The 15,977-nt window shown below is 59.4% G+C and carries 12 protein-coding genes; 6 read left to right on the top strand and 6 right to left on the bottom strand.

What is annotated here, in order from left to right; translation table 11 throughout:
- Window positions 1-105: 105 nt before the first annotated feature.
- From GFM02_RS28430 to GFM02_RS28415, 4 genes are all read right to left on the bottom strand, one after another.
- A complete protein-coding gene (locus tag GFM02_RS28430) occupies window positions 106-1,455 on the bottom strand; it encodes an HlyD family type I secretion periplasmic adaptor subunit (RefSeq protein WP_168323507.1) in 1,350 nt (449 codons plus the stop codon).
- Window positions 1,456-1,460: 5 nt separating this feature from the next.
- The gene (locus tag GFM02_RS28425; protein WP_168268295.1) at window positions 1,461-3,698 is read right to left on the bottom strand and encodes a type I secretion system permease/ATPase; all 2,238 of its coding nucleotides are present in this window, start codon (window positions 3,696-3,698) and stop codon (window positions 1,461-1,463) included.
- A gap of 25 nt (window positions 3,699-3,723) precedes the next feature.
- Entirely contained in the window at window positions 3,724-5,745 is a 2,022-nt protein-coding gene (locus GFM02_RS28420) for a hypothetical protein (RefSeq protein ID WP_168323517.1), read from the bottom strand.
- Between the two features lie 141 nt (window positions 5,746-5,886).
- Entirely contained in the window at window positions 5,887-6,837 is a 951-nt protein-coding gene (locus GFM02_RS28415; protein ID WP_168323506.1) for a fibrinogen-binding protein, read from the bottom strand.
- An 843-nt stretch (window positions 6,838-7,680) separates the two neighbouring features.
- On the opposite strand from GFM02_RS28415, the gene GFM02_RS28410 reads away from it, so the two are divergent.
- Window positions 7,681-8,463, top strand: a complete 783-nt coding sequence (locus tag GFM02_RS28410) for a helix-turn-helix transcriptional regulator (protein ID WP_168268293.1) — start codon at window positions 7,681-7,683, stop codon at window positions 8,461-8,463.
- Between the two features lie 15 nt (window positions 8,464-8,478).
- Here GFM02_RS28410 and GFM02_RS28405 read toward each other — a convergent pair whose 3' ends face one another.
- Complete coding sequence (locus GFM02_RS28405; RefSeq protein ID WP_168323505.1) at window positions 8,479-8,799, bottom strand: hypothetical protein; 321 nt, start codon at window positions 8,797-8,799, stop codon at window positions 8,479-8,481.
- Window positions 8,800-9,179: 380 nt separating this feature from the next.
- On the opposite strand from GFM02_RS28405, the gene GFM02_RS28400 reads away from it, so the two are divergent.
- The 5 genes from GFM02_RS28400 to GFM02_RS28380 are packed head-to-tail and all read left to right on the top strand — an operon-like array spanning window position 9,180 to window position 14,584.
- Window positions 9,180-10,202, top strand: a complete 1,023-nt coding sequence (locus tag GFM02_RS28400) for a UDP-glucuronic acid decarboxylase family protein (protein ID WP_168323504.1) — start codon at window positions 9,180-9,182, stop codon at window positions 10,200-10,202.
- Window position 10,203: 1 nt separating this feature from the next.
- The gene (gene galE, locus GFM02_RS28395; RefSeq protein WP_168323503.1) at window positions 10,204-11,187 is read left to right on the top strand and encodes a UDP-glucose 4-epimerase GalE; all 984 of its coding nucleotides are present in this window, start codon (window positions 10,204-10,206) and stop codon (window positions 11,185-11,187) included.
- Entirely contained in the window at window positions 11,184-13,052 is a 1,869-nt protein-coding gene (locus GFM02_RS28390; protein WP_168323502.1) for a glycosyltransferase family 2 protein, read from the top strand. Before galE ends, GFM02_RS28390 begins: the two co-directional genes overlap by 4 nt.
- 38 nt (window positions 13,053-13,090) lie before the next feature.
- Window positions 13,091-13,612, top strand: a complete 522-nt coding sequence (locus GFM02_RS28385) for a DUF995 domain-containing protein (protein ID WP_168304597.1) — start codon at window positions 13,091-13,093, stop codon at window positions 13,610-13,612.
- 3 nt (window positions 13,613-13,615) lie between these two features.
- Complete coding sequence (locus tag GFM02_RS28380) at window positions 13,616-14,584, top strand: glycoside hydrolase family 26 protein (protein ID WP_168323501.1); 969 nt, start codon at window positions 13,616-13,618, stop codon at window positions 14,582-14,584.
- Between the two features lie 64 nt (window positions 14,585-14,648).
- Here GFM02_RS28380 and GFM02_RS28375 read toward each other — a convergent pair whose 3' ends face one another.
- A complete protein-coding gene (locus GFM02_RS28375) occupies window positions 14,649-15,935 on the bottom strand; it encodes an ABC transporter substrate-binding protein (RefSeq protein WP_168323500.1) in 1,287 nt (428 codons plus the stop codon).
- Window positions 15,936-15,977: the final 42 nt, after the last annotated feature.

The following is a 15,977-nucleotide window of genomic DNA, read 5'->3' as shown; positions in this document are numbered from 1 at the left end:
CCCCGGAGGGATCCATCCCTCAGGGGATGGACATGTGGACATTACATCAGAACAACGGGCAGGTCCGTCATATCTACCGGACCGCCCATGCCGGATCTTGAGCGATCAGCGCTCCTTGAAAGCGCGGGACATGCTGTCGGTGATCGGTTTGCTCAGATATTCGAAGAAGGTGCGTTCCGACGTCTGAATCAGCACTTCGGCCGGCATTCCAGGAACGGGATGGAAATTGTGCACCCGCGCAATCTCGGAATCGGGTATTCCGACGCGGACGATATAGACGTCCTTGACCGAAGCTCCCGCATTTTCCTCGATCGAATCGGCTGAGACGTAAAAGACCTTGCCCTGCAGAACAGGGGTCGTGCGCCGGTTGAGCGCCGTGAGGCGGATCGAGGCCGTTTCCCCCTCATGCAACTGGTCGATCGAAGTTCGCAGCACCTTCGCTTCCAGGATCAGCGGCACATGCGACGGCAGGATCTCCATGATCGGCTTTCCTGTTGTGATGACACCGCCGGCTGTGTGAAAATAGGAGCGCACCACCGTGCCCGACACCGGCGAACGGATAGTGGTGCGTTCGAGCACGCCGGCGGCCTCGCGCATTTGTTGGCGCACACTGTCCAGATCTGTTTCGGCGGTCTCGAGCGCATCGAGTGCTGCCTGCTTGTTGGAGTTGACGGCGATGACGGCTTCCTGGCGGAATTTGGCGATCTCCGCCTCGCTCTCGTTGAGCTCGCCGTTCAGTCGGGCAATGTCGCCCATCGCATCGGCGATCGCCCGCTCGATTGCCAGCAGATCCGTCTTGCGCATATAGCCGACCTTGACCAGCCGAGCCTTGGAGTCGCGTTCCTCGGTCAGCAGCGACAGCTGCCTTTCGAAGGATTCTCGCTGGCCCCTATAGCCGGCGAACCGGAATTCTAGCGATGCGATGTTCTTCCCGATCAGATTGAGCTGCTCCTCGAGCTTGATCTGCTTGCTGTGGAAGACGACGTTCTGGCTCTGGATGATCGCGTTGATATCAGGATCGCGGGCCTCCTTCGTCACGATATCGGGAAGCTGGAATTCGCGCAGGCCCTGCGCTTCGGCACGGAGCCTGGCGACGACGGCTTCAAGGCGCAGGCGACGAAGCTGCAGCATCCGCTCGTTCGAGCGGGATGCTGTGGGATCGAGGGTCAGCAGAATGTCGCCTTCCCTGACCGTATCGCCTTCGCTGACGCGCATCTCCTTGATGATGCCGCCTTCCAGATGCTGGATGATCTTGTTGTTGCCGGTCGCGACGAAGCTTCCCTGCGCGATAACGGCGGAGGCGAGCGGCGCCGTCGCCGCCCAGAAGCCGAAGCCTCCGAACGAGGTGAAGAGAACCGTCAGGCCGACGATGCTGTGCACACGGATCGAGCGCGGCACATCGCTGTACCACTCAAGCTGCGCCGGACCGGTCGTCTCCCGATTTTTCCGTCCCATGTCGTTCATCCCTCGATGCGCGGTGCTTGTTGACCGTTATTGCCGTTGTTCTTGGAAAGCGCCTGCAGCACCTCGATCCTTTCCCCGAACATGGCGACAGTGCCGTCCTTGAGCACAAGGATCTTGTCGACGCATTGGAGAAGAGCCGGGCGCTGGGTGATGGTGACGGTGGTAATGCCCTGCTTCTTGGCGTGGATCAGTGCCTTGGCAAGTGCTGCCTCGCCCTGCGTATCGAGGTTCGAATTCGGCTCGTCGAGCACCACGAATTTGGGATTGCCGAAGAAGGCGCGGGCGAGCGCGATGCGCTGCTTCTGACCGCCCGAAAGCGGAGCGCCATCGGCCGCCACGATGGTTTCGTAGCCCTGCGGGAAGCCTGCGATGAGTTCGTGCACGTCGGCCAGCACCGCGGCCTCGTAGATCTGGTGATCGTCGACGTCGTCGCGCATGCGGCAGATATTGGCCTTGATCGTGCCGGGAAAGAGCTGCACGTCCTGCGGCAGATAGCCGATGCTTTCGCCGAACTGGCGCTGGTCCCAGTTGCGCAGATCCATCAGGTCGAGGCGTACATTTCCCGATGTCGGGACGATCGAGCCGACGAGCATCTTGCCGAGCGTCGTCTTGCCTGACCCGGAATTGCCGATGATCGCAAGCGATTCCCCCTTCCTGAGCGAGAAGGAGATGCCGTTGAGAATGACCTTCTTTTGCGGTGGCGGCACGAAGAGAATGCGTTCGACATCGAGCCGGCCTTCGGGATTGGGAAGACGCAGGCGCGGGAAGTTCAATGGGGAATTCAACAGCAGTCCCTTGATCCTGCTATAAGCGGCTGCCGACCGGTTGAACTGGTTCCAGCCTTCGATGGCGCCTTCGATTGGTGCCAGCGCGCGTCCCGAGATGATCGAGGCCGCAATCACCATGCCGCCCGTCAGCTCGCCGGAGAGCGACAGATGCGCGCCCCAGCCGAGCAGGGTGACCTGGGTGATCATGCGGCAGGCCTTCGATATGCCGGAGAAGATGATGTTGCGGTCCTGTGCCTCGACTTGCGATTTCAGCGAACCCGCCGTTTCCCGGCCCCACATCTTCACGGCCTCGGGGATCATCGCCATTGCGTTGATGATCTGCGAATTGCGCGACATGGAATCGAGATGGAAATTCGCCCGGCTGAGATAGCCGTTGGATTCGGCGAATTGCCGGGCGGTGAATTTCTGGTTCAGATAGGCGATGACGAAAAGCACCGCGCAGCAGACCATGATGATGATGCCGAGATGCGGATGCACGAAATAGACGACGACCACGAAGAACGGCATCAGCGGCGCATCGAGAAATGCGATCAGCGTGCCGGATGTCAGGAAGCCGCGCAGCAGCTGCAGATCCTGCAGCGTCTGGTAGTCCTTGCCGCTGCCATGCAGCGATGCCCTGGCTGCAGCGCTGAGGATCGGCGCGCCGAGCTGTACTTCGAGCTCCACCGCGGTGCGCATCAGGATGAAGCGGCGCACCGAATCCATGAAGGCCTGTAGTAGCACGGCGCCGAGCACGGCGATCGAGAGCATGACGAGCGTGTCGACGGAACGGCTTGTCAGCACACGATCGGATATCTGGAATAGATAGAGCGGGATTGCCAGCAGAAGGACGTTGATGGCGATCGTGAACATCATGACGACCACCATGTTGCGCCGTACCGCCGCCATGCCCCGCGAGAGGCTGGCGGCGAAATTCACAGGCTCGCTACGCTTGTGAAAACCGCCGCCGCCGGTGCGCAGCCGCCTGTTGTTCTCGCTGATCGGACCGCTTTCGCCTTCGATGGTCTTGCCGAAAGGCATCGTCGGGCTCGATTTAAGCTCGGTCTTCTCTTTCGGCAGTTCGGGGGTCACCCGCGCTTCGATCTGCGGCCGGGCTGGCGCTTCCGGCGTTTTTGCTGTCGCCAGGCCCTGCGCCACCGCGACAGGAGGTGCCGTTTCCACTTTAGCTTCCGGCACCACCATCTTTTCCGGGAGCGGCGCCCGCGTAGCGCTTGCGCGTCCGATATTGGCAGCCTCGTTTGCCGCAGCTTCGGACGTCTTCTTGTGGCGATCGGGAGACGAAGCAGCGGCGCCGCTCAGCCTGCGAAGGTTCTCGACCGCCTCGTCGATCGCGGATATGCACACATCGGTCATCGGCGCATCCGAGGGAGCAGCGGAGGGAATAGTGCCCGATCTCAGATCGAGGGCGCTGCCTGCCGCAAAGATTTGTTTCGAAATCTGGTTCATCGTGGTTTCCTCGCAATACTCAAGGTCAGGCGACCATGGCTTGCATTACGTCGGCGGGGTGCGTCGACGACCATGAAAAATCGTGCCCGGCATTGATGACGCCGTCAGCGGAATCGCCGCCCGCCGGATCGTCGTTGTCGAGAAAGGCGATGACTTCATTGGCGAGCCTGTCGTCGACCGGCTGCGGCTGTGTCGTGTCATGCTCCACCAGTCCGCCCTGAATGAGGATGGCGTCTGAATAGAGCTGGCCTGCCAGATAGGTCGTCTGGCCGAAACTGTCGTAGTCGACGATCTCGGCGATGTTGACGACCGCATTGCTGCCCGTGTCGATCATAACCGTTGCGTCGGGATTGTTTTCGAGGATGGTCGATGCCGCATGGGTCACATCGTCGGAATCGCCGAGGATGCTGACCTGTTTTATGATCGTCATGTCGTAGAGATTGCCGGTGATATAGAGAATGTTGAGGCCGGCATATCCCTGGAAATTCATATCGAAGGACAGCCCTTCCGGCATGTTGGGATCGCGATCTTCGATCGCCTTCTGCGTCTCGACCATGTAGTCCGGCATGGCCGCAAACGGGCCGCCCGTCCCGACATTGTGGATCGAGGCGAAATTCCAGATCAGGTTGTTGCCGGTTTGTAGGTCGGCGCCGGGATCGAGGTCGCCCTCTGCCCGCACCCAGTCATTGTCGTAGAGCAGCGAGACCTGCGTGATGCTGTTGATATCGAGCACGTTGCCGCCGATGATCACCAGATCATATTGCAGGCCCATCTGGAAAAAAGAGGAGAAGTTGATGGAGGTATTGCCGCCCGTCAGAACCGTGGCTTCGGACCCTGAGGTGGTGACCGTCATCGTGTCGTTGTCGGTGACGAAGTGATATTGCTCGATCCACTGTACGAAGGAGACGTCGCCGTCTATGACGCTGACGCGCCAGCTGGTTGGGAACGTCGGCTCGGCTGCATCTGTGTCGGCATGGCTCGATGCTTCGAAGGTGCTGTGTTCGAAGAGGGCGATATTCTTGGCGATCGTTCCCGCCTCTTCGGCCGAATGGCCGGATGAGCGCAGCGTCGAAGCGATCTCGTCGTTGTCGCTGTAGACAAAGGCCTGGGAGATCGCGTCGACCTGGTGATAATTGCCCATCACCGCCGAGACCGAGGCGATGACGCCGGTATTGATCACCGAGGCGACGTTGACAACGAGATTTGCACCGGCGGTGACATCGAGGCTGTTGCCGCTCGGGTCGGTCTGCTCGACGGATGTATTGCTGTCATCGGGTTCCTCTGGCAGCTTTGCGAGACCGCGGTCGGGCAGGAAATCGTCAAGGACGGGTATATCGGCTTCGACCTTGCCGTTGACATAGACTTTGTCGTCCATGGGTTCGGTGGTGACGAAATGATGGTCGGGCGAGGCCACCCCGCTATCCTCGGTATTTTGGGCATTCTGGATATAGCTTTCGAGATCCTCGGCGATCTTCAGGGCGCCATCATAGGTATCTGTCCGGTGGAGGCTTGCAAAAGGCGTGAAGATCTCGGCCTTGGTGCTGAAATCCGCGAGCCGCTCGATGACGAAGCTCGTGTCCCGCGGCGCATGGACGCCATCCGTCATATCGAGATAGTCGTCGTCGTAGAGGGCGTTGACCTGGAGGACATGACTGATCGCCGAACCAGGCCCGGCAAAGACGGTCAGTTCCGGCTCATCCGTGAGCACGATATCCGTAGGATCGCCGAAATGCGGTAACGGGATGTCCTTTCCGGCAATCGCCGCCAGCTTCTCGAGGCTCTCTTCGAAGACGCGGCCGAAATGGCGCGCCGGGCCAAATTCGATTTCGTAGCTGCCGCTTTTGTAATTGATGCCCGGATCGTAGTCCTTGAGTTGGAGATCGGAAGAGAAGGCGGCGGTAAAGGCATCCTGATCCGGCAGAGCCGGTCCATCCGCGCCCGGTCCTGCGCCTTCGGCATAGTTGGTACGCAACCTCATCTCGTCGGTCGACATCTCGAAGAGACCGATGAAGTGCGCAATGATTTCCGAAATCTTCTCGATATGCATGGTTCGGCCCTCCCATTCGAGATGACGATCGGCCTTGGTGGCGCCTGCCGGGAGCCGTGGTGTGGTCGTCAAATCGTTTTCAAGCAGTCAAACTGCACCGGCCTGAGCCGGTGCAGTTCGTCTTGGTCGCTGGAGGTCGTGTCAGGTGCCGGTATCCTCGCCGACGTCGGAGGCATGAGAATTGCCGCCGATGACGCTGGAGTCGACTGTGTTGCTGAGCAGGTTCGCACCCTGAACGAGCTCTAGGTGGAAGCCGGAATTGGCCAGGATCGCCGAAGCATCGGCCGCGCTCGATCCGCTCGCGTCGTCGCCGGCCTTGAGATCCCAGCCTTTGCCGTCCATCTCCATGCCTTCTGCGCTGTCGGCGGTGCCGCCATTGGCATTCAGGTGGTTCTGAGCGCCTGCGTTGTCCATCTTGGTGTTCCAGGCGCTATCCTGGTCGGCGAGATGGTTCGCCTGGACGGCGCTGAAGCCGCTGTCGTTGCCTTGGCCGTTCAGCGAATCGTTGAGGATGCTGTCGACGTCGAGAGTGAAGGAGAAGTCGTCCCCGAGGTTGAAGGTGAGGTCGTGTCCGGCAACGCCGAGATTGGAGTCCTTGACGTCCTCGATGACGGCGAAGTCTGTGTCCGTCTTGTTGAAGCTATCGGAGGTGTTGAAGCTGTCGGTGACGGTCTTCGTATCCGTCTCCGTAACGGTCTTGATATCGGTGTCGGTCACGGTCTTCGTATCGGTGTCCGTGATCGTCTTGGTGTCGGTATCGTTGTCGTTGTACGACTTGCTGTCATAGCTCCAGTCGTAGTCGGTCTTGGTGTCGGTATCGGTGATCGTCGTGGTCTTGGTGCTCGTATCGTCGTCGGACTTGTAGCTCCAGTCATATTCGTTGTCGCGGTTGTCGCCATTGTTGGTCGCGACATCGATTTCAGCCTTGACGTCGACGTCGACGCTGTTGTCGGTATTATCGCGATTGTCGCCATTGGCGACGCCGCCGACATAACCGGTCGAATCGTCGTCGATTTTAGTCGAATTGATCGCGCTGTTGGCAAAGCCGTCGGCAAGCGCCCCGACCTTCGTGATTTCGGTGTCGTCAGACATTGCATTCTCCAGAAAAAACCGGAGCAGCTTTTCGAAATCCCTCTCATCTCAAATGGGATTTTACTCGCGCTCGCTCCGATGCGGTTAACATCGGCAGATGTATTCGATACTAGTCATCTGCAGCTTCATCGCGATTTGTTGATCAAACCGTTGGTATTGGGAACGTACGTACTCAGTACAAGGCCGCACATATCCGGCTCCGAATCCTGAGAGGATAGGGAGTGGTCAGGTTTTCTTTTCGTTGAGTTGCCCTATAATGGAGACCGTGCATCAAAAACGCATGACGATACCTGGCTTTTCCATGTCGCCACTTGGACGACGATCACAGGATGCTGGAAAAAATGCGAATCCGATAGACATCAATTCGGGCTAAGGCGGATCTGCCCTGCTCGAGTAGCCCTCGGATAGCTCCTGTCGTCGGAGCGCTAAGATCTGTTCGGCGGCGGCGTCGGCGAGCAGCGATAATCCGGGGCTCCCGGCATTCACCGCAGAGTTGACGGGCACCTGTCGACATTTCGCTGTCTCATATCGGGCCTGCCCTGCACAACTAAAACATGAAAATTTGTACTGAAATATTACATTCAACTGATCATCTATAGTCGGAGCAAATATAGCCTTGAAGTATATATTGCGGTGAAAATACAACTAAAGCTTTGTATCGTATCGTTTTTCGCCCACTAAAACTAATCACTTTGGGCCATTTCCTTCCTTCTCAATCCGTATTAACATAATTAAGAAATGTCTAAAAAATAAGGCGATGACATTCGGGACCGGCATTTCATACTATCTAATACCCGCCATCGCTCCACGTTTGAGTAAAGTGTAACGCTAGGGGAGGCGTATATGTTCATGACAGGCTCAGGGATGGAGAATGCGGACCAAGGAAGGAAGTTGGGTCCGTCCGGAGATACTATACTAGTGGTAGCCAAGGCGGATCTGTTTTCAGAATGCATGGTAGAAGCACTAGCGAAGAAATTTCCGAACTGTGAAGTGACAAGCATAACGAGTACAAAGCCGATTCTGGAAAAAGATGCCAGCGATATAAAACTCGTTTTATTCTATCATATACCCGGCCCGGAGCTTCATGAAGCGCTGCAGGCCGCCCGCGAAAACCACCCTGAAACCTCGATCGGACTTGTCGTCGAAGCTATCGACATGCTCGAGCCCTATGTCAGCCGGTTGGTAGAAGCGCGGATCATCGATGGCGTTCTGCCACTCAACCTGCGGCTCGATGTCTTCATGGCTGCAGTGGATCTGCTGATGAAGGGCGGCGAACATTTTCCGTCAGCACTTCTCAATCGCCTCACCAACAAAAACTCCCAGCTGGAGCCTTCGCTCTATCAGACAAAATCGGTCGATGCGGCCCGCAGCAATGCGCTCAAGCTCAGACGCGACAGCATCTCCGCTTTGACGACCCGGGAGGTTCAGATCCTGGATCTCATATGCAAGGGCACCCAGAACAAGATCATCGCCGACAAGCTGCATCTATCCGAAAATACCGTGAAGGTTCACGTCCGCAACATCTACAAGAAGATGAACGTACGAAACCGTACGGAAGCTGCATCCCGTTTCTTCAATGAGCATCCCGCCGGTGAAGACGATATGTCCAGCCGTTGGCGCAATTGATCTGACGCTTTTGCTTCAGATCGAGGGGCGTGCAAAGCAGCGCGACTTCTGTCCGAAGCCGCTTGGAGAGCAGATGTAGGGCGCCGAGCCATGATAGGCTACGGTCCGGGTCGTTGCCCCCGCCGGGTGCGCGGCCCGCTTTGCCGGATAGGCATAGGCCTTGGAAACGCGCGGCGCCTCGACCACGGCGGCATTCTTCTTCGCGACGACCGCGATATCGTCGCCGACGGCCGTGCAGGCCGTCGGTCCGATCGCAAGAAGCGCCGTTCCCCAGGCGAATATCGCCGAGCGGATACGCCGGCCCTTCAGCTGCGCTGCATCGTGTTTTTTCAACATCCCAAACCCCTCGCATATGGCGCTTCCGGATGCAAGACCGGCGGTGCGTTGAGCTCGGCCAATCTCCCGCCTTCCCTTTTATATTAGCTGCATTGAGTGAAGCTTGAGCGGCAGTGAAAGCATTGTGACGGAGAATGGTTAAGTGTGATTAATCATTCGTTATCTTGAAGAATACTTGTGTAATTATTTTGGATACTAGAACTTTTTGAAGTTGACCTTCACGCCAATCGTCTTATCATTTGAGTAGTAAGTCAGTTACCCGAAGAATAACTACAAAGCTATTCATGATTTGATAGGAGGTTCGTGAACATCCATACGGATAGGAAGACTTGAGACGCACAAATAAATCAAAAGACTAAAAACCTGGGAAGGAGTTTGTAATGCGTAGTTTCGTTCCCAACGAAGGCTATTCTGAAGTGTCAGGCGTACCGGTGCTCCAAGGGCGACGCACCGTTCTTGTGAATGGCGGGGGAGGTTTCCTCGGTTCACATCTCTGCGAAAGGCTCCTGCAGCGCGGCCACAGCGTCACATGCCTTGATAATTTTTCGACCGGCCGCCGTGCGAATGTCACTCATCTTGCATCGAACACCCGCTTCCGCATCGTCGAGCACGATGTTCGCCAGCCCTTCGATATCGACGCGTCGCTCATCTTCAATTTCGCCTCCCCCGCCTCTCCGCCCGATTATCAGCGGGATCCTGTTGGAACGCTGCTCACCAATGTGCTCGGCGCCGTCAATACCCTGGATTGCGCGCGAAAGACCGGTGCGATCGTCGTCCAGTCGTCGACATCGGAGGTTTATGGCGACCCGACCCTGAGCCCGCAGCACGAATCCTATTGCGGCAATGTCAACCAGATCGGACCGCGCGGCTGCTACGACGAGGGCAAGCGTAGCGCCGAAACCCTGTTTTTCGACTATCACAGGACTTACGGCGTCGACATCAAGGTCGGCCGCATCTTCAACACCTACGGACCGCGCATGCGCCTGGACGACGGGCGGGTGGTTTCCAATTTCATTGTGCAGGCCCTGCGCAATGCGGATCTGACGATCTATGGCGATGGCCAGCAGACCCGTTCTTTCTGCTATGTCGACGATCTCATCGAGGGTTTCCTGCGTTTTTCGGCCGCCGGCAGCGCCTGCAACGGCCCGATCAACCTCGGCAATCCGGCCGAAATGACCGTTCGACGCCTGGCCGAAATCATCCGGGACCTGACGAACTCGCGTTCCCGGATCGTCCACCTGCCGGCTGTCACCGACGACCCCCGTCAGCGGCGGCCGGATATTTCCCGGGCCATGGCCGAGTTGGGCTGGCAGCCCCGCATCGGGCTCGAAGCCGGCCTAGCTCGCACCGTCGAATATTTCGACGGATTGCTGGCCGGCACAGAGAAGGCGGAGGTCGTATGAGATGCCCCGCTACATTCTCGTCACCGGCGGCGCCGGTTTCATAGGCAGTCATATCTGCAAAGCGCTGTCGCGCGCCGGCATGATCCCGGTTACCTACGATAATCTCTCGACGGGACATGCCGACAGTGTCCGCTGGGGGCCGCTCATCCGGGCGGAACTTGCCGACGTCGCCACCCTGCGCCGGACCCTTGCGGAGTTTTCGCCCGATTGCGTCATCCATTGTGGTGCCAATGCCTATGTCGGCGAATCCATCGAGATGCCCAGGAAATATTACCGCAACAATGTCGTTGGCAGTCTGACCCTGCTCGAGGCCTGCCTCGACCAGGATATCGACCGGATTGTCTTCTCGAGCAGCTGCGCCACCTATGGCGTTCCCGCCTCGCTGCCGATACGGGAGGAAAGCCCGCAGCACCCGGTCAATCCCTATGGCCGCACCAAGCTGATCTTCGAGATGGCGCTCGAGGATTTTGCCGCTGCCTACGGCATCCGCTATGCCGCGTTGCGTTATTTCAACGCCGCCGGAGCCGATCCCGATGGTGAGCTTGCCGAGCGTCATCAACCCGAGACCCACCTCATTCCGCGCGCCCTTCTCGCCGCCGCCGGCAGGCTGGAGCGGCTCGATATCTTCGGAACGGACTATGCGACCGAGGACGGAACCTGCGTTCGCGACTATATTCATGTCAGCGATCTCGCGCAGGCGCATCTCGCCGCCGTCAACCATCTGATGGCGGACGGCGGCTCGCTCAGCGTCAATCTCGGCTCCGGTCGGGGCACCTCGGTGCGGGAGATTCTCGAGGCGATCCATCGCGCCAGCGGCTGCGAAGTCCCCGTCCGTTATTGCTCGCGCCGCATCGGCGACCCGCCGATCCTCTTTGCCAATACTGCAAGGGCGCAGGCGGAACTCGGCTTTGCCCCCGTCCTCTCGGACATCGATACGATCATTCGCACCGCCGGTCCCACCTTCGGGCTGCAGGTGACTGCATGAGCGATATTTCCCAGACCGGCCATGGCGTCAGGACGGCCAAAGCCGCCGCAGCGGACGCGTTCGATCCTGTTTTCACCGGCTGGAACCGCGTCGCCTATGGTTTCGGCATCCTCTGCTGGTTGACGGCACTCGGCTATTTCTGGATCTGGTGGTGCCAGTCCGCCCATATCATTTCCTGGGCCACCTTCGTGCTCGTCACCCTCGTGCTTGCCTGGATCACGCTTGTGCCGGCCTATTTTATCCTGATCTTTCTCGATGCAAGGATGGTCAGCCCTCGCACGCGGCTGCCGGAAGGGCGGGTGGCTATGGTCGTCACCAAGGCGCCGTCCGAGCCCTTTGCCATCGTCCGCACCACGCTGCAGGCGATGCTCGACCAGATCGGCGTCGATTTCGATGTCTGGCTCGCCGACGAGGATCCTGCGGAGGAAACCAGGCGTTGGTGTGCGGCGCACGGCGTGCTGATCTCCACCCGAAAGGGTGTGGCGGAGTATCATCGCACCACCTGGCCGCGCCGGACGCGTTGCAAGGAAGGCAACCTCGCTTATTTCTACGACCATTTCGGCTATGCGCGCTACGATTTCGTCGCCCAGTTCGATGCCGACCATGTGCCGACGCCGACCTACCTCCGTGAAATCCTGCGCCCCTTCGCCGATTCTGAGATCGGCTATGTCTCCGCTCCGAGCATCTGCGATGCCAATGCCGGGACAAGCTGGGCGGCGCGTGGCAGGCTCTATGCGGAGGCAAGCCTGCATGGTTCGCTGCAGACGGGTTACAATAATGGCTGGGCGCCTCTTTGCATCGGTTCCCATTATGCGGTTCGCACATCAGCCCTTCGTCAGATCGGCGGCCTCGGCCCGGAACTTGCCGAAGACCATTCGACGACGCTGATGATGAATGCCGGCGGCTGGCGTGGCGTGCATGCCGTCGATGCGATCGCGCATGGCGACGGACCGGCGAATTTCACCGACCTCGTCGTCCAGGAATTCCAGTGGTCGCGCAGCCTGGTCACCATTCTGTTGCAACATTCCCGCCGTCACATCATGCACCTGCCCTGGCGGCTGAAGTTCCAGTTCGTGTTCTCGCAGCTCTGGTACCCGCTCTTTTCCGCCTTCATGGCCATGATGTTCCTGCTGCCGGTTGCCGCGCTGCTGACGGGCCGTGTCTTCGTCAATGTCACCTATCCGGATTTCCTGCTGCATTTCGTGCCGATGTCGGTCGTGCTGACGCTGTTTGCCTTCTTCTGGCGGGCCACGGCAACCTTCAGGCCGCACGATGCGAAACTGCCTGGCTGGGAAGGGCTTGCCTTCATCTTTCTGCGCTGGCCGTGGTCGCTGGCCGGCAGCCTTGCCGCTGTCCGCGATTATATCTGCGGCTCCTTCGTCGATTTCCGCATCACGCCGAAGGGAAGGCAGCAGCAGCAGTCTTTGCCGCTGCGCGTCATCGCGCCCTATATCGGGCTCGCCGGCTTTTCCGCCGCCGCAATGATGTTTGCGACCGATACGGCGGCCGCCCAGGGTTTTTATGTTTTCGCCATGATGAACCTCTCGGTCTACCTGTCGCTGACGGTGCTGATCGTCGTTCGCCATGCGGTCGAAAATGATCTGCCGCTGCTGCCGCAATCGCGCGGGCTGTGGCTTGCGACAGCCACCGGGCTGGCGATTTTCGTCGCCGGCGGCACGCAGGCGGGGAGCCACGGCCTGCGCGGCCTCGAAGCTCTTTCGCACGGCCAGACGTTCGTCAGTTTCACCGAAACGCAATTTGCCGTGGCCGGCGCCGGCCTCGGCGGCGGCAAGACCAGGATCGTGAAATTCCACCTGAGATGGAATGGTTTCGGCAGAACCGGCCGAGACGAACAGGGTGCGTGAGCCGGCGGAACCGGCAAGTGTCGAGTATGGAGGATGTAATGAGTATCGGATCGAGACTATGGGGAGCAGCGCTTGCTCTCAGCCTGTGCCTGCCGGTGGCAGCGCACGGCGCCGAGGTTGCCAAAAAGGACGCGCCCACGCCGCTCAGCGCCTATGAGCTCTATCGGATCTACGGCGACAAGACCTGGACCTGGAACACCGGCGGCGGCCGTTTCTTCGATGACGGCCGGCGGTTCGTCGCCTGGAGCAACGACAAGGGGAAGCCGTCCTTTGCCGAAGGCAGATGGGTGGTCGATGATCTCGGCCAGCTCTGCATGCGCGCCACCTGGACGAATGCCGAGGGCGCGGCCCGCGCCAGCACCTGTTTCGGACATCGCAAGATCGGCAACACGATCTACCAGCGGCGCCAGCCGAACGGCGAATGGTACGTCTTCCGCCACGCATCGGTGCGTCAGGGTGATGAGTTCCAGAAGCTTGTCCCCACGGACACCGTGAGCGCGAAGGCAAGCGAACTGAAGCAGATCCTGCTGAGCCAGGAAGTAGCCCGAAAAGGAGGGTGAGCCATGAAGAAGCTGATGAAAAAAAACCTCTCGACCGCCGCGATAGCGCTGCTGCTACTGTGTGTCGCGGATCTGCCGGGCCGAAGCGAAGTGCAATATGCCGGCATTGCCCCGAACCCGGCGGCGGCCGTGCGGACGATCATCGACAAGCGCCCCGTGCTTCATGCCGAGGGCATCAAGTTCGGTGCCTATGATCCGCACGGCGATTTCGGCGCCCAGGCGAATGTCGCGACTGAAGCCCTGTTCCTGCCATGGGAGGACGTCGACCTCGAGACGTTGCGCGTCGCCGATGCCTATGCGCAGGCCAGAGGCCGCAACCTGCTGATCACCGTGGAGCCATGGTCCTGGGACGTCGATTGGCGGCTGACCTCCGCCGAGCTTCGCGCAAAGGTTCTGCGCGGCGACTACGATGTCAACATGCGTGCGATCGCGCAGATGATATCGGCGCTGAAAAGCCCGGTGATCGTCCGCTGGGCGCAGGAGATGGAAGACAAGTCAGGGCGGTTTTCATGGTCTGGCTGGAACCCGCAGGACTATATCACCGCCTATAAGCGGATGATGGACATCGTCCGCCAGGAGGCGCCTGGCACCGAGCTCATGTGGTCGCCGAAGGGAGAGCCTGGCCTCCAGGCCTATTATCCCGGCGACGATTATGTCGATCTCGTCGGGCTCTCGGTCTTCGGCCTCCAGCGCTACGACGAGCTTGCCTACAATGAGCACCGGACGTTCTCGGAAGCGCTGAAGCAGGGATATGATCTCGTCGCCGGCTACGGCAAGCCCATCTGGGTGGCTGAGCTCGGCTATGAAGGCGGCGACGCCTATATGAAGCCGTGGATCGAAACGGCCACCTTGAAGCAGAGCGCCTTCCCGAATCTGCAGGAAGTGGTCTATTTCAACGATCGGGATGTGCACGCCTGGCCCTTCAATCTCGGCCGGCCGGACTGGCGCGTGGTCGAAAGTCTGGCCAACTGATAGCCAGAAAACAGAAAGGCCCGCCGGGGTGTTGCGGGCCTCTCCTCTCATATCAGGCGACCGATCATCCCTTGAGCGTTGCCTTACCCTCTTCGATGAGCCGTGTTGCCGCATCGGCGGGCGAGACCCGTTCGAAGGCGAGTTCGTCACAAATCGGGCGCAGCACGCGCTGGTCGAATTGGGTTGCGCCCATCGGCACCGGCGGCGGATATTCGCCGACCTGATCCTTGAGCAGGTTCACATATTTGACCGTTTCCTGCTCCGTCGGGTTAAGCTGCGGCAGGATGGCTTCGCGCACGGCAGGCGACATCGGCACGCCGCGTTCCACACCGAGAATCTTGCCGGCTTCGGGATCGTTGACAAAGAAGCTGATGAACTTCGCGGCAGCTTCGCCCTGCTTGGTCGTTGCGCCCACACTCCAGATCAGTGCCGGGCGGTAATAATGGCCGGATGGGCCGCCCTTCTTCTCTCGCGGCAGCATGGTGATGCCGAGCTTGTTCTTGATGATCAGCTGATAGCCGATCATCTGGTTTGAATAGGCCATGCCGATCACCGACTTGCCGAGACCAAGCGCATTGGTGTCGATGGTGTTCTGATCGAGCGTCTGTACGTCGGCGGCAACAGTGCCACCCGCTTTGCGCAGTTTCTCCCAGTAGTCGAACCATTCCCTGGCATCGTCGGCCGTGAAGCCCAGCCCAACGCTTTCCCTCGCAAAGAGGCTCTTGCCGCGCTGGCGCAGCCAGGCATCAAACACATAGGCGTAGCGCGCCGCATAGGGGCCGCCGCTCTTGCCGGAGGACTTGGTAAGTTCTACGGCGAGCTTGGCATACTCATCCCAGGTGAGGTCGGGCGTCGGCACCGGGATGCCTGCCTTTTCGAACTCGACTGTGTCGAAGAACATCGAGAAGGAGTTGAGGCCGAGGCCAACACCATAGAGCTTGCCGTCGATGGTGGTCAGTTTCAGCATGTCGGCGCCGAAGCTATCGACCTGCAGCGTCGAGGGGACGAATTCATCGAGCGGCATGCAGGCGCCGCGCTTGGAATAGTCCGAGATGGTTCCTGGCTCGAGCTGGAAGATGTCGGCGATCGAGCGGCCGGCCATCTGCGTTGCGAGCTTCGTCCAGTAGCCGTCGCCCGAAAGCGATTCACCGACGATAGTGACGCCGGGCGTCTTGGACTGATAGAGCTTGGCGACGTCAAGTGTGCGCTTGGCGCGGTCGTTGGACCCCCACCACATGGCGCGTAGCTGTGCGTCTTCGGCAAAGGCTGGAATGGCGCTTCCGGCGCCGAAGGCGAGGCCGGCGGCCGCACCGGCTGAACCCATCAGGAATGAACGGCGATTGACCTGCATGATAGATATCCTCCTTGTTCCAATATGCCCGCTGCCATCCTC

The organism is Rhizobium leguminosarum bv. viciae (genome assembly GCF_012276115.1).
In the GTDB taxonomy this organism is placed as follows: Bacteria; Pseudomonadota; Alphaproteobacteria; order Rhizobiales; family Rhizobiaceae; genus Rhizobium; species Rhizobium leguminosarum_T.
Note: the sequence above shows the minus strand (reverse complement) of the source record. Positions and strands in the feature narration are given on the sequence as shown.